General features: G+C 61.9%; 22 protein-coding genes. 12 read left to right on the top strand and 10 right to left on the bottom strand.

Features of this window, described 5'->3' with window-relative positions; translation table 11 throughout:
• Positions 1-9 precede the first annotated feature (9 nt).
• Positions 10-978: a polyprenyl synthetase family protein gene (locus AAG092_RS07695; protein ID WP_373389210.1), complete on the bottom strand. Its 969-nt coding sequence runs from the start codon at positions 976-978 to the stop codon at positions 10-12.
• A 305-nt stretch (positions 979-1,283) separates the two neighbouring features.
• On the opposite strand from AAG092_RS07695, the gene rplU reads away from it, so the two are divergent.
• From rplU to AAG092_RS07670, 5 genes are all read left to right on the top strand, one after another.
• A complete protein-coding gene (gene rplU, locus AAG092_RS07690) occupies positions 1,284-1,595 on the top strand; it encodes a 50S ribosomal protein L21 (protein ID WP_043308929.1) in 312 nt (103 codons plus the stop codon).
• A 24-nt stretch (positions 1,596-1,619) separates the two neighbouring features.
• On the top strand, positions 1,620-1,877 hold the full coding sequence (gene rpmA, locus AAG092_RS07685; RefSeq protein ID WP_110680787.1) for a 50S ribosomal protein L27: 258 nt from the start codon (positions 1,620-1,622) through the stop codon (positions 1,875-1,877).
• Positions 1,878-1,983: 106 nt separating this feature from the next.
• A complete protein-coding gene (gene cgtA, locus AAG092_RS07680; protein WP_110680788.1) occupies positions 1,984-3,207 on the top strand; it encodes an Obg family GTPase CgtA in 1,224 nt (407 codons plus the stop codon).
• Positions 3,208-3,272: 65 nt separating this feature from the next.
• Complete coding sequence (proB, locus tag AAG092_RS07675) at positions 3,273-4,391, top strand: glutamate 5-kinase (RefSeq protein ID WP_373389209.1); 1,119 nt, start codon at positions 3,273-3,275, stop codon at positions 4,389-4,391.
• A gap of 12 nt (positions 4,392-4,403) precedes the next feature.
• On the top strand, positions 4,404-4,865 hold the full coding sequence (locus AAG092_RS07670) for a CreA family protein (RefSeq protein ID WP_373389208.1): 462 nt from the start codon (positions 4,404-4,406) through the stop codon (positions 4,863-4,865).
• A 102-nt stretch (positions 4,866-4,967) separates the two neighbouring features.
• Here the strand turns inward: AAG092_RS07670 and rpsT are convergent, their stop codons facing one another.
• Positions 4,968-5,240: a 30S ribosomal protein S20 gene (gene rpsT / locus AAG092_RS07665; RefSeq protein WP_110680791.1), complete on the bottom strand. Its 273-nt coding sequence runs from the start codon at positions 5,238-5,240 to the stop codon at positions 4,968-4,970.
• Between the two features lie 182 nt (positions 5,241-5,422).
• Here rpsT and murJ point away from each other — a divergent pair, with 182 nt between their 5' ends.
• The 6 genes from murJ to ispH all read left to right on the top strand — a co-directional run bounded on the left by murJ (position 5,423) and on the right by ispH (position 12,770).
• Entirely contained in the window at positions 5,423-6,967 is a 1,545-nt protein-coding gene (gene murJ, locus AAG092_RS07660) for a murein biosynthesis integral membrane protein MurJ (protein WP_373389207.1), read from the top strand.
• A 73-nt stretch (positions 6,968-7,040) separates the two neighbouring features.
• Positions 7,041-7,979: a bifunctional riboflavin kinase/FAD synthetase gene (gene ribF, locus AAG092_RS07655; RefSeq protein WP_110680793.1), complete on the top strand. Its 939-nt coding sequence runs from the start codon at positions 7,041-7,043 to the stop codon at positions 7,977-7,979.
• 14 nt (positions 7,980-7,993) lie between these two features.
• Complete coding sequence (ileS, locus tag AAG092_RS07650) at positions 7,994-10,825, top strand: isoleucine--tRNA ligase (RefSeq protein ID WP_373389206.1); 2,832 nt, start codon at positions 7,994-7,996, stop codon at positions 10,823-10,825.
• Positions 10,818-11,327, top strand: a complete 510-nt coding sequence (gene lspA / locus AAG092_RS07645; protein WP_373389205.1) for a signal peptidase II — start codon at positions 10,818-10,820, stop codon at positions 11,325-11,327. Before ileS ends, lspA begins: the two co-directional genes overlap by 8 nt.
• On the top strand, positions 11,320-11,757 hold the full coding sequence (gene fkpB / locus AAG092_RS07640; protein WP_373389204.1) for an FKBP-type peptidyl-prolyl cis-trans isomerase: 438 nt from the start codon (positions 11,320-11,322) through the stop codon (positions 11,755-11,757). Before lspA ends, fkpB begins: the two co-directional genes overlap by 8 nt.
• A 65-nt stretch (positions 11,758-11,822) precedes the next feature.
• Complete coding sequence (ispH, locus tag AAG092_RS07635; protein ID WP_373389202.1) at positions 11,823-12,770, top strand: 4-hydroxy-3-methylbut-2-enyl diphosphate reductase; 948 nt, start codon at positions 11,823-11,825, stop codon at positions 12,768-12,770.
• Between the two features lie 42 nt (positions 12,771-12,812).
• Here the strand turns inward: ispH and AAG092_RS07630 are convergent, their stop codons facing one another.
• The 7 genes from AAG092_RS07630 to AAG092_RS07600 all read right to left on the bottom strand — a co-directional run bounded on the left by AAG092_RS07630 (position 12,813) and on the right by AAG092_RS07600 (position 20,178).
• Complete coding sequence (locus AAG092_RS07630; protein WP_373389201.1) at positions 12,813-13,238, bottom strand: type IV pilin protein; 426 nt, start codon at positions 13,236-13,238, stop codon at positions 12,813-12,815.
• Positions 13,235-17,197: a pilus assembly protein gene (locus AAG092_RS07625; protein ID WP_373389200.1), complete on the bottom strand. Its 3,963-nt coding sequence runs from the start codon at positions 17,195-17,197 to the stop codon at positions 13,235-13,237. The genes AAG092_RS07630 and AAG092_RS07625 overlap by 4 nt, the downstream gene beginning before the upstream one ends.
• A gap of 38 nt (positions 17,198-17,235) precedes the next feature.
• Entirely contained in the window at positions 17,236-17,799 is a 564-nt protein-coding gene (locus AAG092_RS07620) for a PilX N-terminal domain-containing pilus assembly protein (RefSeq protein WP_110680799.1), read from the bottom strand.
• Positions 17,796-18,563: a PilW family protein gene (locus tag AAG092_RS07615; protein WP_373389198.1), complete on the bottom strand. Its 768-nt coding sequence runs from the start codon at positions 18,561-18,563 to the stop codon at positions 17,796-17,798. Before AAG092_RS07615 ends, AAG092_RS07620 begins: the two co-directional genes overlap by 4 nt.
• Entirely contained in the window at positions 18,563-19,075 is a 513-nt protein-coding gene (pilV, locus tag AAG092_RS07610) for a type IV pilus modification protein PilV (protein ID WP_373389197.1), read from the bottom strand. The genes AAG092_RS07615 and pilV overlap by 1 nt, the downstream gene beginning before the upstream one ends.
• Entirely contained in the window at positions 19,072-19,563 is a 492-nt protein-coding gene (locus tag AAG092_RS07605) for a GspH/FimT family pseudopilin (RefSeq protein WP_110681358.1), read from the bottom strand. The genes pilV and AAG092_RS07605 overlap by 4 nt, the downstream gene beginning before the upstream one ends.
• 105 nt (positions 19,564-19,668) lie before the next feature.
• Positions 19,669-20,178 carry a GspH/FimT family pseudopilin gene (locus AAG092_RS07600; protein WP_373389196.1) on the bottom strand — a complete coding sequence of 170 codons (510 nt, stop codon included), beginning with the start codon at positions 20,176-20,178 and terminating at the stop codon, positions 19,669-19,671.
• A gap of 113 nt (positions 20,179-20,291) precedes the next feature.
• On the opposite strand from AAG092_RS07600, the gene AAG092_RS07595 reads away from it, so the two are divergent.
• Positions 20,292-21,362 carry an NAD(P)/FAD-dependent oxidoreductase gene (locus AAG092_RS07595; RefSeq protein WP_373389195.1) on the top strand — a complete coding sequence of 357 codons (1,071 nt, stop codon included), beginning with the start codon at positions 20,292-20,294 and terminating at the stop codon, positions 21,360-21,362.
• Positions 21,363-21,410: 48 nt separating this feature from the next.
• Here AAG092_RS07595 and AAG092_RS07590 read toward each other — a convergent pair whose 3' ends face one another.
• The gene (locus tag AAG092_RS07590; RefSeq protein ID WP_373389194.1) at positions 21,411-22,751 is read right to left on the bottom strand and encodes a sigma-54-dependent transcriptional regulator; all 1,341 of its coding nucleotides are present in this window, start codon (positions 22,749-22,751) and stop codon (positions 21,411-21,413) included.
• Between the last annotated feature and the right edge of the window lie 2 nt (positions 22,752-22,753).

Here is a 22,753-nt window from a genome sequence, read left to right as displayed (position 1 = left end):
GGGCGTGCCTCAGTGGGTGCGGGCGACGGCGAAGCGGCTGAGTTCGATCAGGGCATCGCGGTAGGCGTTGTCCGGCAGCGCGTCAAGGCAGGCGATGGCCTGATCGGCGTGCTGGCGGGCCAGGCGCGCGGTGTAGTCCAGGGCGCCGCTGGCCTGCACGGCAGCGCGGATGCTCTCCAGGTCCTCGATGCCGCCTTTCTGGATCGCGGTGCGCACCAGGGTCGCCTGTTCGACGCTGCCTTCGCGCATGGTGTAGATCAGCGGCAGGGTCGGCTTGCCCTCGGCCAGGTCGTCGCCGACATTCTTGCCCAGGGTGGCGGCGTCGCCCTGGTAGTCCAGCAGGTCGTCGACCAGCTGGAAGGCGATGCCGAGGTGGTCGCCGAAGCGCTGCAGGGCGTCGCGCTGGGCCGCCGATGCTGCGGCCAGGGCGGCGGCGCTGTGGGTCGAGGCCTCGAACAGCATGGCGGTCTTGCCGCGGATGACCTCCATGTAGGTCTCCTCGGTGGTGCTGGCGTCGCGCACCTTGGACAGCTGCAGCACCTCGCCCTCGGCGATCACCCGGGTGGCGCGCGAGAGGATCTGCATCACCGGCATGGAGCCGAGCTCGACCATCATCTCGAAGGAGCGCGAATAGAGGAAGTCACCGACCAGCACGCTCGGCGCGTTGCCCCACTGGGCGTTGGCGGTGGCGCGGCCGCGGCGCATACCGGACATGTCGACCACGTCGTCGTGCAGCAGGGTGGCGGTGTGCAAGAATTCGATGGTCGCGGCCAGCAGGCGCAGATCATCGGCCTGGTAGCCCAGGGCCTTGCCGCTGAGCAGCACCAGCAGCGGGCGCAGACGCTTGCCGCCGGCGGAGATGATGTAGTCGCCGATCTTTTCCACCAGGGGCACGCGGGATTTCAGCTGCTGGCGGATGATCCCGTCGACGGCGGCGAAATCGTCCGCCACCACGCTGTAGAAGGCCTGGGGTTGCATCGTTGACGGGGGCTCCTGAAACGAGGCCGGCAGTCTTCGCGCGGCGAAGGCGGCTGGATGGTCGGGCGAGACGGCCCGACCGGGCTGCGCGGCATGCTAGGGGGCAGGGTAGGGGCTGTCAAGGCGAGGCCCGGCGGGGCTTGCCTCGGCATCGGGCTTTCCGTACAATCGCGGCCCCAAACTTCTATGGGCAACTCCCTGCCTTACGCAATTGCACGGGTGTCAGTTCCGGCCCCATGCAGCCATGCCGGCCAATAACTCTTCCCATAAAGAGTCGGGTGAGCAGGTTTAACGGAGAAAAATCCATGTACGCAGTAATTGTTACCGGTGGCAAGCAGTACAAAGTCGCCGAAGGTGAATTCCTCAAGGTCGAGAAGCTGGAAGTCGCCACCGGCGAATCCGTGACTTTCGACCGCGTTCTGCTGGTTGGCAACGGTGACGACGTGAAAATCGGCGCTCCGGTGGTCGATGGTGCCAAGGTTGTCGCCGAGGTGGTCTCCCAGGGCCGTCACGACAAAGTGACCATCATCAAGTTCCGCCGTCGTAAGCACCACATGAAGCGTCAGGGCCACCGTCAGTGGTTCACCGAAATCAAGATCACCGGCATCCAGGCCTGATCCCCTTTTAGGAGGCTATGACTCATGGCACACAAAAAAGCTGGCGGTAGTACTCGTAACGGCCGCGATTCCGAAAGTAAACGCCTTGGCGTGAAGATGTACGGCAGCCAGGCCATCAAGGCCGGCAACATCATCGTGCGCCAGCGCGGCACCCAGTTCCACGCCGGCTACGGCGTTGGCATGGGCAAGGACCACACCCTGTTCGCCAAGATCGACGGCGTGGTCAAGTTCGAAGTGAAGGGCGCTTTCGGCCGTCGCTACGTGAGCGTCGTGACTGCCTAAGTCGCTGCTCGCTGAAAAAGCCCTGTCTCGCGACGGGGCTTTTTTGTTTCTGTATATCCTGTATTCCAGTGTTCACTAGCCCGCCGCTGCGGTGGGAGGCAACCCAATGAAATTCGTCGACGAAGTTTCGATATTTGTAAAAGCCGGCGACGGCGGTAACGGCATGATGAGCTTCCGTCGCGAGAAGTTCATCGAGAAGGGTGGCCCCAACGGCGGCGATGGCGGTGACGGTGGCTCGGTATTCCTCGAGGCCGACGAGAACCTCAATACCCTGGTGGACTATCGCTACACCCGCCGCTTCCAGGCGCAGAATGGCGAGAAAGGCGGCAGCACCGAGTGCACCGGTGCCAAGGGCGAGGACCTGATCCTGCCGGTGCCGGTCGGCACCACGGTGATCGACGCCGCCACCCAGGAAGTCATCGGCGACCTGACCAAGGCCGGTCAGCGCCTGATGGTGGCACAGGGCGGCTGGCACGGCCTGGGCAATACCCGCTTCAAGTCCAGCACCAACCGCGCGCCGCGGCAGACCACGCCGGGCAAGCCGGGCGAGCAGCGCGATCTCAAGCTGGAGCTCAAGGTACTGGCGGACGTCGGTCTGCTCGGTTTGCCGAATGCCGGCAAGAGCACCTTCATTCGTTCGGTGTCCGCGGCCAAGCCGAAGGTCGCCGACTATCCCTTCACCACCCTGGTGCCGAACCTGGGGGTGGTCAGCGTCGGGCGCTACAAGAGCTTCGTCATTGCCGATATCCCCGGTCTGATCGAGGGCGCTTCCGAAGGTGCCGGCCTGGGTATTCGTTTCCTCAAGCATCTGGCGCGTACCCGCCTGCTGTTGCATCTGGTGGACATGGCGCCGCTGGACGAGAGCGATCCGGCCGAGGCGGCCGAGGTGATCATTCGCGAGCTGGAGAAGTTCAGCCCGGCGCTGGCCGAGCGCGAGCGCTGGCTGGTGCTGAACAAGGCCGACCAGCTGCTCGACGACGAGCGCGAGGAGCGCATGCGCGCCGTGGTCGAGCGTCTGGAGTGGAAGGGGCCGGTGTTCGTCATCTCCGCCCTGGAGCGCGAGGGTACCGAGGCGTTGAGCCAGGCCATCATGCGCTACATGGACGAGCGCGCCGAGCGCATCGAGGAAGATGCGGAATACGCTGCCGAGCTGGCCGAGCTGGATCGGCGCATCGAGGACGAGGCGCGTGCCCGTCTGCAGGCGCTGGACGACAAGCGCGCGCTGCGCAAGGCCGGTCTGAAGAGCGTCGACGATATCGGCGACGACGATGACTGGGATGACTTCGAGGATGATGAAGACGGTCCCGAGATCATTTACGTCCGGGACTGAGAGTAGGTATCGTGCAGCGCCGCTTTATAGCGGCGTTGTGCTGACTGGCTGGGGTAGAGGGCATCATGCGGGACAAGGTGACCGGCGCGCAGCGCTGGGTGGTGAAAATCGGCAGTGCGCTGCTGACCGCCGATGGGCGTGGTCTCGACCGTTCCGCCATGGCGGTGTGGGTCGAGCAGATGGTGGCCCTGCGCGAGGCGGGGGTGGAGCTGGTGCTGGTGTCGTCCGGCGCGGTGGCGGCGGGCATGAGTCGTCTCGGCTGGCATTCGCGGCCAAGCGCCATGCATGAGCTGCAGGCCGCTGCCGCCGTAGGGCAGATGGGGCTGGTGCAGGCCTGGGAGTCCAGCTTCGCCGAACACGGCAAGCATACGGCTCAGGTGCTGCTGACCCATGACGACCTGTCTGATCGCAAGCGCTACCTGAATGCCCGCAGCACCCTGCGTACCCTGGTCGACCTCGGCGTGGTGCCGGTGATCAACGAGAATGACACCGTGGTCACCGACGAGATCCGTTTCGGCGACAACGACACCCTGGCCGCCCTTGTGGCCAACCTGGTGGAGGCTGATCTGCTGGTGATCCTCACCGATCGCGACGGCATGTTCGACGCCGACCCGCGGCACAATCCCGATGCGCAGCTGATCTTCGAGGCGCGTGCCGACGATCCGTCGCTGGATGCGGTGGCGGGTGGCACCGGCGGCGCCCTGGGTCGCGGTGGCATGCAGACCAAGCTGCGTGCGGCGCGCCTGGCGGCGCGTTCCGGCGCGCACACGGTGATCGTCGGCGGGCGTATCGAGCGGGTGCTCGATCGCCTCAAGGCGGGTGAGCGTCTGGGTACCCTGCTGGCGCCCGAGCGCGGTCTGCTGGCGGCGCGCAAGCAGTGGCTGGCCGGCCATCTGCAGACCCGCGGCACCCTGGTGCTGGATGCCGGCGCAGTGAAGGCGCTGACGGTCGATCACAAGAGTCTGCTGCCGGTCGGGGTGCGCGAAGTGCAGGGCAGCTTCCGTCGTGGCGAGATGGTGGTCTGTGTGGGTCCCGACGGTCGCGAGATTGCCCGTGGTCTGGCCAACTACAGCGCCCTGGAGGCGCAGAAGATCGTCGGTCAGCCGTCCGACGCTATTGAGAGGCTGCTGGGCTACGTCGACGAGCCGGAGCTGGTGCACCGGGACAATCTGATTCTGGTCTGAGGAGATCGCGCGATGCGCATCATCAAGGGATTGCTGGGGCTGTGCCTGGCGCTGCCGCTGGCGGTGCGGGCGGAGGAGATTGGTGAGGTCTCCACCGTGTTCAAGTGGGTGGGGCCGAACGACAAGATTGTGGTCGAGGCCTTCGATGATCCCAAGGTGGAGGGGGTGACCTGCTACCTGTCGCGGGCCAAGGCCGGTGGCGTCAAGGGTGGTCTGGGGCTGGCCGAGGATCGCGCCGAGGCCTCCATCGCCTGCCGTCAGGTCGGCCCCATCCGCTTCACCGACAAGCTCAAGGATGGCGAGGAGGTATTCAAGGAGCGCACCTCGCTGGTGTTCAAGACCATGCAAGTGGTGCGCTTCTTCGACCAGAAGCGCAATACCCTGGTCTATCTGGTGTACAGCGACCGGGTGATCGAGGGCAGTCCGCAGAATGCGGTGACGGCCATTCCGATCCTGCCGTGGGCGGCGCAGTAGGCAGGAAAAAGCCGGAGCATGCTCCGGCTTTTTGTGTCGCTTCTATAAAACGCAGGCAATAAAAAACCGGCCCTGGGGCCGGTTTTTCAAGAACACAACCAATCAGGCGGCGGTAGCCAGTGCCTTGATGTGGCCGTTCAGGCGGCTCTTGTGGCGAGCGGCCTTGTTCTTGTGGATGATGCCCTTGTCGGCCATGCGGTCGATGACCGGAACGGCCAGGGTGTAGGCGCTCTGGGCCTTTTCCAGGTCCTTGGCGTCGATAGCCTTGACCACGTTCTTGATGTAGGTACGGACCATGGAGCGCAGGCTGGCGTTATGGCTACGACGCTTCTCAGCCTGTTTGGCGCGTTTTTTGGCAGAAGGTGTATTGGCCACCGTCAAGCTCCTCGAAAACTAGGGGGGATAGCAACAAATAAGGCCGCGAATCATGCCGATGCGGCGCGTCCCTGTCAAGTGCAGAAGTGCCGGCATCTGCTGGCCTGACCAGCGGCGGCTGGTTACACTCGTTGCCTTTACCCGTCGGCCGCTTGCGCCGGCCCGCAGACAGTCGAAAATCCATGAACCTGCTCAAGTCCCTGGCTGCCGTCAGCTCGCTGACCATGCTTTCCCGCGTGCTGGGCTTCGTGCGCGACACCATCATCGCGCGCATCTTCGGCGCCGGGGTGGCCTCCGACGCCTTCGTCGTTGCCTTCAAGCTGCCCAACCTGCTGCGCCGCATCTTCGCCGAGGGGGCCTTCTCCCAGGCCTTCGTGCCGATCCTGGCCGAGTACAAGACCCAGCAGGGCGAGGAGGCGACCCGCACCTTCCTGGCCTATGTTTCCGGCCTGCTGACCCTGGTGCTGGCGCTGGTGACGCTGCTCGGCATCCTGGCCGCGCCCTGGATCGTCTGGGCCACGGCGCCCGGGTTCGCCGACGAGCCGGAGCGCTTCGCCCTGACCGTCGAGCTGCTGCGGGTGACCTTTCCCTATATTTTCCTGATCTCCCTGTCTTCCCTGGTCGGAGCGGTGCTCAACACCTGGAACCGCTTCTCGGTGCCGGCCTTCGTGCCGACCCTGCTGAACATCAGCATGATTGTCTTTTCCCTGCTGCTGACGCCCTATTTCGACCCGCCGATTCTGGCGCTGAGCTGGGCCGTGCTGGTCGGCGGCCTGGCCCAGCTGCTCTGGCAGCTGCCGGCGCTGAAGCGCGTCGGCATGCTGGTGCTGCCGCGTCTCAGTCTGCGCGACACCGGCGTGTGGCGCGTGCTCCGGCAGATGGGGCCGGCGATCTTTGGTGTATCAGTGAGCCAGATCTCGCTGATCATCAACACTATCTTCGCCTCCTTCCTGGTGGCCGGCTCGGTGTCCTGGATGTACTACGCCGACCGCCTGATGGAGCTGCCCTCGGGGGTGCTCGGCGTGGCGCTGGGCACCATCCTGCTGCCGGTGCTGGCCAAGACCTATGCCAGCGCCGACCGCGCCGAGTACTCGCGGCTGCTCGATTGGGGGTTGCGCCTGTGCTTCCTGCTGGTGCTGCCCTGTACCCTGGCGCTGGCGATCCTGGCCGAGCCGCTGATCGTCTCGTTGTTCCAGTACGGCAAGTTCACCGCCCATGATTCGCTCATGACCCGGCAGGCTCTGGTGGCCTACGCCGTCGGCCTGCTCGCGCTGATTCTGGTGAAGATCCTGGCGCCGGGCTTCTATGCCCAGCAGAACATCAAGACGCCGGTTCGCATCGCCATCGTCAGCCTGTTGGCGACTCAGGCGATGAATGCGTTGTTTGTCTTTGGCTTGGACCTCAAGCATGCCGGCCTGGCGCTGTCGATCAGCCTGGCGGCCTGCCTGAATGCCGGCCTGCTGTACTGGCAGCTGCGGCGCCGGCGCATGTACCAGCCGCAGCCGGGCTGGACGGCGTTTCTCGGCAAGCTGATGGTGGCGGTGACGGTCATGGTTGGCGTGCTGCTGGGCGTGATGCACTTCATGCCGGCCTGGGAGCAGGGTGGCATGCTGCTGCGCCTGCTGCGCCTGGGGGCGCTGGTGCTGGCGGGGTTGCTGGCTTATTTCGGCATGCTGGCGCTGCTGGGCTTTCGTCCGCGTGACTTCGCCCGTCGCAGCGCACACTGAGGGTGGACGTGTTGCCTGTTGCCGATAGCCGCCTGTGCGTATAATCGGCCACTTTGTAAGCAAGAAGCGCGCTATGCAGCTGGTTCGAGGCCTCCACAATCTGCTACCCCTTACCCAGGGATGCGTTGCCACCATCGGCAATTTCGATGGTGTGCACCGTGGTCACCAGGCGATCCTGGCGCGCCTGCGCGAGCGCTCGATCGAACTGGGCGTGCCGAGCTGCGTGGTGATCTTCGAGCCGCAGCCGCGTGAATTCTTCGCCCCGGACACCGCGCCGGCGCGCCTGAGCCGCCTGCGCGAGAAGCTCGAACTGCTCGCCGCCCAGGGCGTCGACCGGGTGCTGTGCCTGGCCTTCAACCGCCGCCTGCGCGAGCTGTCGGCCGACGAGTTCGTGCGCCAGGTGCTGGTCGAGGGGCTGCGGGTCAGGCACCTGGAAGTCGGCGACGACTTCCGCTTCGGTGCCGGTCGCAGCGGTGATTTCGATTTCCTGGTGCAGGCCGGTGAGCGCCATGGATTCAGCGTCGAGGCGGCGCTGACCGTCGAGCTGGATGGCGAGCGCATCAGCAGCACCCGCGTGCGCCAGGCCCTGCAGGCTGGCGAGCTGGAGCTGGCCGAGCGCCTGCTGGGGCGCCCCTACGCCCTGGCCGGCCGCGTGCTGCATGGGCAGAAGCTGGCACGCCAGCTCGGCACGCCGACCGCCAACGTACAGCTCAAACGGCGCAAGCCGCCGCTGCGCGGCGTGTTTCTGGTCAGCGCGCTGCACCAGGGGCACAGGTTCCATGGCGTGGCCAATATCGGCCAGCGCCCGACGGTGGCCGGCGACGGCAGCCCACACCTGGAAGTGCATTTGCTGGAATTCGCTGGCGAGCTCTACGGCCAGCGTCTGACGGTGGAGTTTCACCACAAGCTGCGCGATGAGCAGCGTTTCGCCTCCCTGGAGGCGCTGAAGACGGCGATCGACGCGGATGTCGCCGCCGCCCGGGCCTACTGGCTTGGCCAACCGCTTGATTGATCGAAGAGCCTGAGATGACCGACTACAAAGCCACGCTGAACCTCCCGGAAACAGCCTTCCCGATGAAAGCCGGCCTGCCGCAGCGCGAGCCGGAGACCCTGGCGCGCTGGGACAGCATCGGCCTGTACCAGAAGCTGCGGGAAATCGGCGCGAACCGGCCGAAGTTCGTCCTGCATGACGGCCCGCCCTACGCCAACGGCAGCATCCACATCGGTCACGCGGTCAACAAGATCCTCAAGGACATGATCGTCCGCTCCAAGACCCTGGCCGGCTTCGACGCCCCCTACGTGCCGGGCTGGGACTGCCATGGCCTGCCGATCGAGCACAAGGTGGAGACCACCTTCGGCAAGAACCAGCCGTCCGACCTGACCCGCGAGCGCTGCCGCAGCTACGCCGGCGAGCAGATCGAGGGGCAGAAGGCCGATTTCATTCGCCTCGGTGTGCTGGGCGAGTGGGAAAATCCTTACAAGACCATGGCCTTCGCCAACGAGGCCGGCGAGATCCGCGCGCTGGCCGAGATGGTCAAGCAGGGCTTCGTGTTCAAGGGCCTGAAGCCGGTCAATTGGTGCTTCGACTGCGGCTCGGCGCTGGCCGAGGCCGAGGTGGAGTACCAGGATAAGAAGTCCGATGCCATCGATGTCGCCTTCGGCGTCGAGGATGCCGACAAGCTGGCCGCCGCCTTCGGCCTGAGCGCCCTGATCAAGCCGGCCGCCATCGTCATCTGGACCACCACGCCCTGGACCATCCCGGCCAACCAGGCGCTGAATGTCCACCCCGAATTCACCTATGCCCTGGTCGATACCGGTGAGCGCCTGCTGGTGCTGGCCGAGGAACTGGTGGAAAGCTGCCTGCAGCGCTACGGCCTGAGCGGCGAGATCATCGCCCGCGCCGAAGGGCGCGCGCTGGAGCTGATCCGCTTCCGCCATCCGTTCTATGAGCGCTTCTCTCCGGTCTACCTGGCCGAATACGTCGAACTGGGCGCCGGTACCGGCATCGTCCACTCGGCGCCGGCCTACGGCGAGGACGACTTCCGTTCCTGCAAGCAGTACGGCATGAGCAACGACGACATCCTCAGCCCGGTGCAGAGCAACGGCGTGTACGTCGCCGACCTGCCGTTCTTCGGCGGCCAGTTCATCTGGAAGGCCAACCCGGCCATCGTCGAGAAGCTCGCCGAAGTGGGCGCGCTGCTCAAGCACGAGAGCATCCAGCACAGCTACATGCACTGCTGGCGCCACAAGACTCCGCTGATCTACCGCGCCACCGCGCAGTGGTTCGTCGGCATGGACAAGCAGGCCACCGACGGCAGCACCCTGCGCGAGCGTGCCCTGTCCGCCATCGAGCAGACTCAGTTCGTGCCGAGCTGGGGCCAGGCGCGCCTGCACGGCATGATCGCCGGGCGCCCGGACTGGTGCATCTCGCGCCAGCGCAACTGGGGCGTGCCGATCCCGTTCTTCCTGCACAAGGCCACGGGCGAGCTGCACCCGCGCACCGTCGAGCTGATGGAGGAAGTGGCCAAGCGCGTCGAGCAGGAGGGCATCGAGGCCTGGTTCAAGCTGGACGCCGCCGAGCTGCTCGGCAGTGAAGCCGCCGACTACGACAAGATCAGCGACACCCTGGACGTCTGGTTCGACTCCGGCACCACCCACTGGCATGTGCTGCGTGGTTCGCACCCGCTGGGCCACGAAGTCGGCCCGCGCGCCGACCTCTACCTGGAAGGCTCCGACCAGCACCGCGGCTGGTTCCATTCGTCCTTGCTGACCGGCTGCGCCATCGACGGCCATGCGCCCTACAAGGCGCTGCTGACCCACGGCTTCACCGTGGACGAGAACGGCCGCAAGATGTCCAAGTCGCTCGGCAACGTGATCGCCCCGCAGGAAGTAACCGACAGCCTGGGCGCCGACATCCTGCGCCTGTGGGTCTCGGCCACCGACTATTCTGGCGAGATGGCCGTGTCCAAGGTCATCCTGCAGCGCAGCGCCGATGCCTACCGGCGTATCCGCAACACCATGCGCTTCCTGCTGGCCAACCTCGGCGACTTCGACCCGGCCAAGGACCTGCTGCCGGCCGAGCAGATGCTCGACCTCGACCGCTGGGCGGTGGACGCCGCCGCGCGCCTGCAGGCCGAGATCATCGAGGCCTATGGCGAATACCGCTTCTGGAACGTCTACTCCAAGGTGCACAACTTCTGCGTGCAGGAGCTGGGCGGCTTCTACCTGGACGTGATCAAGGACCGCCAGTACACCACCGCTGCCGACAGCCAGGCGCGCCGCTCCTGCCAGAGCGCGCAGTACCACATCGCCGAGGCGCTGGTGCGCTGGATCGCGCCGATCCTGGCTTTCACCGCCGACGAAATCTGGTCCTTCCTGCCGGGCGAGCGCAACGAGTCGGTGATGCTCAACACCTGGTACGAAGGCCTGGATCGTCTGCCGGAAGGCTTCGAGCTGGATCGCGCCTACTGGGAGCAGCTGACCGAGGTGCGTGCCGCGGTGAACAAGGAGCTGGAGAACCTGCGCAACAGCAAGGCCATCGGCGGCAACCTGCAGGCCGAGGTCACCCTGTATGGCGACGAGGCGCTGCAGCAGTCCCTGGCCAAGCTCGACGACGAGCTGCGTTTCGCCCTGATCACCTCCGCCGCCACCGTCGCGCCGCTGGCCGACGCCCCGGCCGACGCGGTGGCCACCGAGGTGCCGGGCCTGAAGCTGAAGATCGTCAAGTCGGCGCACGCCAAGTGCGGCCGTTGCTGGCACTTCCGTGCCGACGTGGGCAGCAACGCCGCCCATCCGGAGCTGTGCCAGCGCTGCGTGAGCAACATCGAAGGCGCGGGCGAGGTGCGCAAGCATGTCTGATGCCTCGCGTTTCGGCCGCCTGGCCTGGCTGTGGCTGGCCGTGCTGGTCCTTGTCCTCGACCAGGGCAGCAAGCAGATCGTGCTGCAGGTGCTGGAGTACGGCCAGCGGGTCACCGTGATCGACGGCTATTTCGACTGGACCCATGTGTACAACCGTGGCGCCGCCTTCAGCTTCCTGGCCGGCGAGTCGGGCTGGCAGCGCTGGTTCTTTGCCGCCATCGCGGTCGGCGTCAGTGCCGTGCTGGTGGTGTGGATGAAGCGCCTGAAGGCCGACGAGACCTGGCTGGCCGTGGCCCTGGCCCTGGTGCTCGGCGGCGCGCTGGGCAACCTGTACGACCGTGTGGTCCTCGGTCATGTGGTCGATTTCATCCTGGTGCACTGGCAGAACCGTTACTACTTCCCGGCGTTCAACCTGGCCGACAGCGGCATCACCGTCGGCGCCGTGATGCTGGCGCTGGATATGTTCAAGAGCAAGAAGTCCGGAGAACCCGCGCATGACTGAGCAACGTATCGGGCCGGATAAGGAAGTCACCCTGCATTTCGCCCTCAAGCTGGAAAACGGCGATGTGGTCGACAGCACCTTCGACAAGCAGCCGGCCACCTTCAAGGTCGGCGACGGCAACCTGCTGCCGGGCTTCGAGGTGGCGCTCTACGGCTTCAAGGCCGGTGACAAGCGCAGCCTGCAGATCGCGCCGGAGAACGCCTTCGGCCAGCCCAACCCGCAGAACGTGCAGGTGATGCCGCGCAGCCAGTTCCAGGACATGGAGCTGTCCGAGGGGCTGCTGATCATCTTCAACGATGCCGCCAACGCGGAGCTGCCGGGGGTGGTCAAGGCCTTCGACGAGCAGCAGGTGACCATCGACTTCAACCATCCTCTGGCCGGCAAGACCCTGAGCTTCGATGTGGAGATCATCGCGGTTCGTCCGGTCTGATCTGCCTCAGCGGGGAGAGGCGTAGACTCTCCCCATCGCCTCCATCGCGCGCCGAGATTCCCTGCATGCAAATCAAACTCGCCAACCCCCGCGGCTTCTGCGCCGGCGTCGACCGTGCCATCGAGATCGTCAATCGCGCGCTGGAAGTGTTCGGCGCACCGATCTACGTGCGCCACGAAGTGGTGCACAACAAGTTCGTGGTCGAGGACCTGCGTGCCCGCGGGGCGGTGTTCGTCGAAGAGCTGGATCAGGTGCCGGACAACGTCATCGTCATCTTCAGTGCCCACGGCGTGTCCCAGGCCGTGCGCCAGGAGGCTGAGCGCCGTGGCCTCAAGGTGTTCGACGCCACCTGCCCGCTGGTGACCAAGGTGCATATGGAAGTCGCGCGCTACAGCCGCGACGGTCGCGAATGCATCCTGATCGGCCACGAGGGGCACCCGGAGGTCGAGGGCACCATGGGCCAGTACGACGCCAGCAATGGTGGCGCCATCTACCTGGTCGAAGACGAGGCCGACGTGGCCGCCCTGCAGGTGCGCGACGCCGAGAATCTGGCCTTCGTCACCCAGACTACCCTGTCGATGGACGATACCAGCAAGGTCATCGATGCCCTGCGCGCCAAGTTCCCCAGCATTGGCGGCCCGCGCAAGGACGACATCTGCTACGCCACCCAGAACCGGCAGGATGCGGTCAAGCAGCTGGCCGCCGAATGCGACGTGGTGCTGGTAGTGGGTAGTCCCAACAGCTCCAATTCCAACCGCCTACGCGAACTGGCCGAGCGTATCGGTACTCCGGCCTACCTGATCGACGGCGCGGAAGATCTGGCGCGCGAGTGGTTTACCAATGTGCAGCGCATCGGCATCACTGCCGGCGCCTCGGCCCCCGAAGTGCTGGTGCGTGGTGTGGTGGAGCAGCTGCGCGAGTGGGGGGCGGTAGGGGCGGAGGAGCTGGATGGACGGCCGGAGAATGTGACCTTCTCGATGCCGAAGGAGTTGAGGGTTAGGGCGGTAGACTAGAAGAAGGCCTGGTATTAGCAGGCCTTTCTGATTGTGGTGAATTCACTTCCAGCACTGGTCTAAGGGCTTTGTGCCCGTGCGCCCCTTGTCGCCTATAGCGTTTAATGTCAGGTTTCCACAACCGGTATCACCAAATCGTTGTGTTGCCGTGAGAGTGTATCCTCCATCCCCTGCAACTGAACTGACACTCAGCTCATAATATCCATTTTCCGATCGCACAACTGTGCCTGAAGTATTGCGCAGGGCAAGTAGGTTGATTTCGGCTCCGCTGGTTACATAGCGGTTGTTCTGTGCAAAAAAACGCTCTTGACGTGCTGCGGCTTCACTCAAAAGAGCGTGTCCTTCTGAGCGGCTGCTGCGAGTGAGGTACTCGGTATAGTTTGGGATGGCAATGGCTGCCAGTATTCCGACAACCACCACCGCTATCATCAATTCAATTAGGGTGAAACCAGATTGCCTGTTGGTCATTGGAATTCCTCGGGAATGATATGCCAGCTCTGACGACCAGAGGTGTTGGGGTCGTCACCTACGACAGCCGGATCCCCCGAGCCATCGCTGCCAAAGACTTTGTTCCCAGGTGCAAGAGTGAAGCCTCCGATAGCAGGGAAGCGTCTTCCTGAAACAATATCCCCTGCGGCCCCGTACTGGTCTTTAGCACTGACGATTTTATCGTTGTTCAGATCAAGTACATTGAATTTGGTGCGTCCGCCCGTGGCTGCGTCAATGCCGTAGAGCCAAGTATCAGCACCCGCTGCACAGGGGTCTTCATTGGGGGTCAGGCTGGCAAAAAATAGCACCCTGCCGATGGCGGACATATTGTTTATCACCATTTCGCCTTTCAGTTGATTTCCCACTGACAAGTCAAGCGCCCAGCCCCAGCGCTCGACGGATGAATCGTGGGTGATCTTATTCGAGTCGGCGTTAGGGTTGCTGGCGTTGTAGTCCTTGAACCATTTGACAGGATTCTCACTCAGCAGGCGGATGTCGTTTATGTCGTTCTGAGTTGCATCGCCAATGACTGCGCCGTCGACTTGTAGTGAGAAGCTTTGTGCCTGCAGATTATTACGTTCTGTCGCTTTTGCCGTAGAGAGTGAAGTCCTCTGTCGCTTAGTCTGGCGATCCCAGACGCCGTAGAGTGTCATGGCTCGGCTTGTATCGACATTGGCGTCGCTACTTTCAAAATACTTGCCGGTGCCAATCAGCACCAAGTAGCCAACCCTGGACGGATGGCGAACTATTGATGGTTGAATAGTAATGGCTTGGCGTTTTTCAGAGCCACTTACTGAGTCCCGGGCTGTAAATATCGGCGTGCCTCCGTAGGAGATGCTGAAATCATTAACGGCGACATTTGTGAGTGAGGTGCGTGCAAATGGATCTCCCGTCAAAGCGGTTAGTGTGCTGCCTGAGCCAGTTGTGCTCACGGTGGGTACCAGATCAAAGCGCCACAGATTACCTTGAAGGTCGCCTGCATAAGCGTAATCGACTAGGCCGTCACCATTGTTGTCTGCACCGCGGACACTGGATAGTCCGTTGGGCAAAGTTGCACCGGACTCGACAACTGGCGGTACAGTGAGCTTCTTCAACAGGGCACCTGTTTTGATGTCAATGATCATCATGGCTGCTCGGTCGTTGGTGCTGTTGTAGCCATTGCCCATCAGGACAGCCCATTGGCCGGAGTGTAGGCGGACAACTTCCGGCTGAGCGAAGGTGTAACCCAGATCACTGTCTGTAGTCGAGTCAAACTCCCAAAGCAGCTTGATTCTGTCTGGGTCGGTAATGTCTAGAGCAAATAGTGCTTTTCCACCTGCTCTTAATGTCCCTATCAGTACTGTTCGCCAGCCTTCATCGCTTCCGTTGCCAAAGTAAACATCTCGAACAACAGGGCTGCCGTCGACAAAGTAGCGATGCTCGGCGCCGGTATAGTTCTGGCCAGTGAGGCGATAAAGATTCTTGATGACTTCGGTGGGTATGAATGCAAATTCCTCTACGCCAGTTGATGCGTTGAAGCCATGCAGCATTCCGTCATTACCGCCCACATAGATCATTTCCTTGCGTAAAGGCTTTTTGTTGGCTGCTTTAAAGGCAGCATAGCTTTGGTAGCCATTGATACTGCCAGTAGGGTTTTCGATGGCGTCAGCTTGATAGGACAGGTAACCAGGGGTGCCAACAACTACGGGGCTGGAGTTCACTATATCGCCAAGGATTGTGCTGCGTGCACGGAAGGAGGGGCTAGTAGTGCCTTCCAGGCTGCGGTCTCCTCTAATGTAGTCAACTCTTTGCGGGCCTCTGTTGTCTGTAGCACCGACCAAGCTCTCCGGGTTGATGTTGAGCAGGTTTTGCATCGTTCCCAGATTGTTCCAAGTGAAATTTTTCAACCCTGTTGTTGGATTGGTCGAATCCTTGATCATGACCTTTCGAGTGTCGGCTGCGAGGTTTTGGTTCGCTGCTTGCGCTTTCCATTGGATTGTTTGCAGGCCACTAGCATCGATCTTGGTTTTGATGAGTTCCCCGCTCCAATCGGTGCTGGAGAATTGAGTGGCGTAGACATTGCTCTGAATCGCGCTGTCATCCGCATCGGATACAAAGGAGGCGGATACTGCCGGACGCGCTGCAGTGGCGGTACGCTCGGCAATGCGGTTCAGGATATCCTTGAATGCTTGAACCATGGCATCGGGGCTGTCGACGCTGAAGAATTCGCCGCGAGAGTTGATTGCTGCGTGCCAAAGATCGTAAACATTATTAGGGCTATCTGCTGAAGCCGCAGGCCAGGCACGGTTTCCGCTTGCCAAGTTTTCATAGCCAGTGCCACCGAACGTTCCCTGGCTAGGGTCCCATTGCAGTCCTGGTTGACTCATGGCGCTGGTCAGGCCGAGGCCCATGGTGAAATTGACCATGTGTTGCCAAGTGGCCGGGTCATTGCGTGCATCCCAATAGGCTGTCGCAGGATTATTGTTCTTGAATGGCGTGAAGGGCTGCAGGCGATTGGCCAGGCCCGTTCTGAGGTCTGTCGCCCAATAGTGGAATGCCAAGTCTGCCACTGTTTGCTGCTGGCTATCGGCGTAAGGCGGGCGTGTACCGTTATAAACGGTGCCATCCGGAAGCGTTGTGCTGGAAGAGTCGTCCTTGTAATCGGCCGGCTGAGTAAAGCCCTGGTTCCAGATACCGTCCGTCATCAGAATGTGATAGCTGGGGCGGCAGGCATATGTATTGCCAGTGGTGTTTGTCTGGCTGTTGTCATTTGGATACTTCTGCCAGGGGGTGGCGGTCTTGAAGAACTCGCCCGCCCTGTACATGGCGCCGCGCAGAGGTGTACTGCCGTCGAAGGGGGGGTCCTGCAGCCAGGCCATCAACTGACCTTTATGGGCGTTGGTGTACTCGCGGAGCCTGTTATCTTGGCAGTTGGCTGTATTGCCTCCAGTGAAGGTTGTGCAGTTGGTCAAGTTCTGCCAGGTAAGACGTACTTCTGGTGGGAGGCTGGCGAAGGCGATCTGGGCAGCGGACTGAGTCGCAAGGGCGCGATTGCGATAGAAGGAGTACCATATGGCGAAATTGCTGCGTTCATCGGTGCCCGCTGCAGCATCGTCAGCACGTGGCTGGCCAGAAGTAGCGGAAACGAATACAAGGCGGTAGCAGTCTTCGTCGGCAGGGTCTGTGGCGGTGCAGTTGGTTAAACTGTTATCACGAACGTAGTAATAGGCTTGGCGGCCTACTTGGCGAGCATCAATAGTAACTGTGTAATTGTTATTGCTGCGGCTGCAGGTTGCTCCAACGCCACTCAGTGTATCTGGGCGTGTGGAGACGCTAACTGTACAGCCAGTACCTGTAGTGGTCCGGGTGACAGTAAAGGATACGCCTGATGTAGTGCGTGATAGCGAACTACCATTGGCAATGCCGCTACTGAAGGCGTCTTGGAAATAGAAGTCGGCCGCCGGGTTTCGTGCGAAACGGCTGGAGGTGTTGCTATAACCGTAAGCAGTGGTATTGGGTAGTGTTCCCCGAGGGTCGTATGTCCAAGTCACACGATAATCGGTGGACAGGTTGTAGCTGCCGCGTCCTGAATTGAAGCCGTTGTTGAAGGCGTTGGTGAAGCTGGTGCTGAATGGGGTTGCCGCCACATTGCCGTTGCTGTCGTAGCGAGTCGGAATACGGTAGGTGACGTTGGGGTTGTAGTACAGCGGGTTGAATGCCGATGACTTGGCCCTGCGGGTTTCATGTACGCCGTTGATAGCGTCGGGTACAAAGGCCCAACGCATACTGCCCGAGTCGTCAATGGTCAGGAGCAGGTTGGGTGCCACAGTCTCGTTGAGGATCAGTGGTTTCTGGCTGATATTGAGTGCCGCCCCGCTGGCTTGCAGGGTGCCGGCAAAGTAAAGGCCAAAGCCCAGTGCAGAGAACAGGGAACGGCTTTTGAACATTGATGCGATCATTGAGTTTCTCCCCGGAAGCGAGTGTCCGAGCTGCACGTTTAGTTGCTTTCAATCAGCCCTTTCGAGTTGAGCGCGACTGTTGTCCTGATGGCGGCCTGGCTGCCGTTATTGCTGGCCATGCCATTGATCTCATAGCGAAATACGCCTATACCCATGGCGCTATTGCCATACTCCGGGTTTTCATTTTCGCCGGTGTCACTGCCAGCAGGTGCTGGGATTGCGTACCAGCGTGCAGCGCCGGTCATGACCGTGCCATCATTGGGCGAGTAAACCTGAGCGCTGGCCATATCTAGGCGATAGTCTGGCGTGCGATTCAGAAGACATAGTTTGCGTAACGGGATATTCGCGCAATCGTCAGTCGGCTCCTGTGGGCCGCGTGCAACTGTTCGCCGCTCGCCGTCACGGGTGGCGGCGTCGGCCACATTCATAAGCTGCTTGCTCTCTATCAAGTTTCCCGTGATGCGCGACTCCAGTGAAACTTCGCGTAAGTTGGCAATTGCCAGTACGGTAATGATAAGAAGAAATACTAGGGCAATGACCAAGCTGACACCTTTTTGGGTTCTGATGAGAACTGGTCGCGCGGCATGTGGAGTATGTTTCATGGCATTAGATTCCTCATGCTGGTGCTAGTAGAAAGCATGGTGTATAGCTTTTTGTCAGTTTGTGTGGTTCCGAACCAGTGCGTGTAAGTTGTGCTGGTGACGCCTTTTGTAATTTCGGTGGGGCTGGCGGCCAGTATCGAGAACTGCAGGGCGCGTATTGTTTCATTGGCGGCCGGTGCGGTGGTGTATTTGGAAACAATCTTCTCGTCGTTGTTGTTGACGCCATATTCAAAGCGTACCGCAGATATATTGGCGGCAATGACACTGAGGGTGCCGTTGTTGCCTTTGCAGGCAAGCTGAAGCGAGTTGTCGGCATCGGCGGGGTCGGTGTCGACCAAGGTGTAGAACTCAACTACTGCATCGGTAGCCACATAGGGTCGTGCGGGAATATTGGCAATGTCGTCACCCGTGCAGGTTTTGGAGCCAGTGAAGGCAGGTTGATAGCGGATGCAAAAAGAAGTGTCGCTAACTTTCTTGGCGACCTGGCCTGCGCTCATGATTCCGCAGTCGGCGGTTGACGTTGCTGGGAAGGCGTATTCCATTTCAACGTCGGGCGCGCGTCTAAAACCTGTCTTGGACAGGGCTTGCTCCAGAATCAGAATAGAAAATCGGGCGTTCTCAAGATTTCCTCCCTGACTCTGCTGGTACAGGTTGTTCTCTTTGTTATCGAGGTAAACCTGGGTGACACCTAGGATTAGGAAAGTGCTGATGAGGAGTGAAATCATGACCTCAATTAGCGATAGGCCAGCCTGCTTGTGTGTCATTACAGTTCTCCCCTCAGGCGGAATCGGCATACACCGGGGTCTGGGTTGGCGGCGGCAGAGGCGTCTAGGCAGCCATCGCCGGGCGCACGCCAGGCAATCTGAATTTCTACGGCCTGGCCAGCAGCACATACGCCGGGGCTGGGAGAGCGGCACACATAGAATTGATCCGCCAGCGCTTCGGCATCAGGCAGCATCAGGCGTACCTTATTGGCCCAGCAGGTTAGTTGCTTGGCTGTGTCGTTGGCTTGTATTGGGGATGCAGTGTCACAGGTTCCGGCGCTGGGCAGCGTTGTCAGCAGGTAGTCGTTGAGCGCGGAGGGGTTGGCGCGAATCTGCTCGAGTAAATTGCTGGCCAGCATCGCAGCGTTATTGCGCTGAACCGAGTCTGCCGTGTACTGAATGCCGCGACCCTGCATGGCTACGAGCCCAAGAATGCCAATCGTCAGCAATATCAAGGTAACCATGACCTCTATGAGGCTGAAGCCCCGGTGGCGTTGGTGAGTGTGCTTCATGGCACGCAATCTCCCAGAAGAGTGGTATCGCTATCATGACCGCGGTTATGTATGCGGCTACTGCCGCTGGGTTCGATGGTTACCAAATAAGCAAAGTTGGCCATGTCATCCCTGCAAACGATGATCCGAGTCTCTCCTACCGAGGAGGAGGCACCGTTAGAGCTGTAGGTCAGGCTCAGGGGGCTTGGCGAGGTTGCAATGTCGGCTTGGCCGGTATCAAAGGTTTCTCGCCTGAGAACTTCTGTGCTGGTTGAAACTGTCCAGACATTCCCTGCATTGCTTATGGTCACAGGTGTTCTGCGTATGACTGCTTCGGCACGGGCAAACTGCATCAGGCTATTGATGGTCTGCGCTTGTGCCTCGACTTGTTGATTGCGCACCATGCGAGTCAGATTGGGCGTGGCAATGGCAAGGGCAATGCCTAGCAGGCTGATGGTGATCATCAGCTCTATCAGGCTGAATCCTTTTGTGCTCGGGCGACACGGCATGATCTTCTCCTCATGGTCTACTTGCATACTCCCTCAGCGGCATTCCAGATGTCACAGTGCTCTGGATGGCTGGCGTCATAGTCCGGATGACCGGTGGCGCTGGAGTTACTTGGTGCATCTGGAGCTGGCTTGCAGGTTTTCGGCGCGGGTGGCCTGGCGTACGCGGCCCTGTCGATTGAGGATGAGCTGCCAGGCGATTTTTCCCTCGGCGCATTGATAGAAGCGGCCGTTGCTGGCTGGAGTGGTACCGTTTGGGTGAAACAGGATGGTTTTGCCAAAGCCCGTCCATTCAAGATGCGTGTCTGGCTTGGTTTGGAATCTGTGCAGCAGAGTCGGAGTGTCTCCGCTGCGGCGAGTCATCCAGCCTTTTCTCCAGTCAGTTACACAGCTCAGTCCGTCAGTGCTGGCGCAAATTTCTACCTTTTGGCGATTTAGTATCGCAACTGCGCGTCCCTGATGAAGTGATGTCAGTAGGGTTTCTCGCAAAGAGTCCTGCCTGTTCTTATTGATCAGGCTGACGAGGTTGGGGGTTGCAAGGGCGATTGCCAGAGACAGCAGGCTGATGGTGAGGATGGTTTCTAGCAGACTGAAGGCTATCTGGTTTTTCCGGAGCATGTTGTATCCCTGTGATTGAGTTGCCGTCCTGGCAGCTAGGGGTTTAGACGTGCACCGGTGGTTATGCAAACGGAGGGCGTGTGAGGCGTGTATTGATAGTGGGTGGGGGGATTATGGGGCTCCTGGCTGCGCGTTTGCTTGCCCAACAGGGCCTCAAGGTGGAGTTGATGGACTCGGGTGGGTTGGGCGCCGAGGCCTCGTGGGCCGGGGGTGGGATCGTTTCACCACTTTACCCGTGGCGCTATGCCGCGCCAGTTGGTGAGCTGGCACGTTGGTCGCAGGGCTACTATCCGCAGCTGGGTACTGATCTCTCGTCGAGCACTGGCATAGATCCAGAGGTGCAAAAGACGGGGCTGTATTGGCTTGACCTGGAGGATGAGGCGCGGGCACTTGCCTGGGCGAGGACTGAAGAGCGCCCGCTGGTCTGCTTGCCAAGATCTGAAGTGCTTGAGCGCTTGCCAATGCTGGGTGCTGATTTCGCGCGAGCTCTTTATCTATCGGATTTGGCGAATGTCAGGAATCCGCGACTTTTGCGTGCCCTGCAGCGGCTTTTGCTGCAATACGACAATGTATCGCTTTTACCGGGGTTTCGTGTCGAGTCGTTGCTGGTTGGTCGCGGTCGGGTATCTGGGGTGCGTACGGCTTCGGGAGAGGAGCATGCTGCCGATGCTGTTGTTTTAACGGCAGGTGCCTGGAGCGGTCAGTTGCTGGCGACCCTGGGGCTGGATCTGCCAGTCGAGCCGGTCAAGGGGCAGATGATTCTCTACAAGTGCGCCGAGGGCTTCCTGCCGGCCATGGTGCTGGCCAAGGGACGTTATGCCATTCCGCGCAAGGACGGGCACATCCTGGTCGGCAGCACCCTGGAGCACGTGGGCTTCGACAAGACACCGACCGCTGAGGCGCTGGCCAGTCTCAAGGCGTCCGCCGAGGCGTTGCTGCCGGCGCTGGCCGAGGCCGAGGTGGTCGGGCATTGGGCCGGGCTGCGGCCGGGGTCGCCGGATGGCGTGCCCTTCATCGGCGAGGTGCCGCAGTATCCCGGGCTGTGGCTGAACTGCGGGCATTACCGCAATGGCCTGGTGCTGGCGCCGGCATCCTGCGAGTTGTTGAAGAACCTGATGCTGGGCGAGACGCCGATCGTCGATCCGATACCTTATTCACCGGCGGGGCGCTTGGGGGCGGCCTGAGGTGAGTGCAGCTCGCGGCTTCAAGCGCCGCAAGCTGCCTGGCTGATATCAGTCGATGCCCAGCTTCTTCAGGCGGTAGCGCATGGAGCGGAAAGTCAGCCCCAGGCGCTGGGCGGCGGCGGTGCGATTCCAGCGGGTTTCCTCCAGCGCCTGCATGATCAGCTTGCGCTCGATCTCTTCCAGGTAGTCTTCCAGATTGTCGATCTGCGCCAGCGAGGCGTCGCCGCTGTCGCTGGCCGGGGCGGCGTCCGCCAGGCGCAGGTCGGCGGCCTGGATCAGGTCGTCCTCGCACAGGGTGTAGGCACGCTCGAGCATGTTCTCCAGCTCGCGCACGTTGCCGGGGAAACGGTAGCACTTGAGCTTGTCCAGGGCCTCGCCGGTGAGCCTGGCCGCCGGCAGGCCGCTGCCTTCGGCCAGGCGCCGGAGCATGGTGTCGGCCAGCAGCGGGATGTCCTCGCGGCGCTCGCGCAGCGGCGGTACGCGCAGCTCGATGACGTTGAGGCGGTAGAACAGGTCCTGGCGGAAGCGCCCGGCGGCCACCTCGGCGGCCAGGTCCTTGTGCGTGGCGCAGAGGATGCGCACGTCCACCACCACCTCCTGTTGGCCGCCGACGGCGCGCACGGCTTTTTCCTGGATGGCGCGCAGCAGCTTGACCTGCATGGTCAGCGGCAGATCGGCGACTTCGTCGAGGAACAGGGTGCCGCCATCGGCGGCCTGGAACAGGCCCTGCTTGTCCTCGATGGCACCGGTGAAACTGCCCTTCTTGTGGCCGAAGAACTCGCTTTCCATCAGTTCCGAGGGAATGGCGCCGCAGTTGACCGGCACGAAGGGCTTCTCCGCGCGCGGGCCCTGCTCGTGGATCAGGCGCGCCACCAGCTCCTTGCCGCTGCCCGACTCACCGCTGATGTAGACCGGCGCCTGGCTGCGCGCCAGCTTCTGGATCTGCTGGCGCAGGGTTTTCATTGGCGGCGACTCGCCGAGCAGGCGGGTGTCCACCGGGCCCTCGCTGTTCTCGCCGCTGCGCAGGCGCAGGGCGGTGGCCACCAGTTCGCGCAGGCGGCCGAGGTCCACCGGCTTGGTGAGGAAGTCGAAGGCGCCGGCCTTGAGGGCGTTGATCGCGGTGTCCAGGCTGCCGTAGGCGGTGATCATGGCCACCGGCACCTGGGCATGGCGCTGCTGGATGTGCTGAACCAGCTCCAGGCCGGTGCCGTCCGGCAGACGCATGTCGGTCAGGCACAGGTCGAACGGCTCGCGCGCCAGCCACTCGCGGGCCTCCTTGACGTTGCGCGCGCTGCGCGTGTCGAGCTTCATGCGCCCCAGAGTGATCTCCAGGAGTTCGCGGATGTCGGGTTCGTCGTCGACGATCAGGGCTCTCTGCCGGGTGCTCATGG

It is taken from the genome of Pseudomonas alcaligenes (assembly GCF_041729615.1).
GTDB lineage: Bacteria > Pseudomonadota > Gammaproteobacteria > Pseudomonadales > Pseudomonadaceae > Aquipseudomonas > Aquipseudomonas alcaligenes_B.
This window is presented reverse-complemented; position numbering and strand designations above follow the sequence as displayed.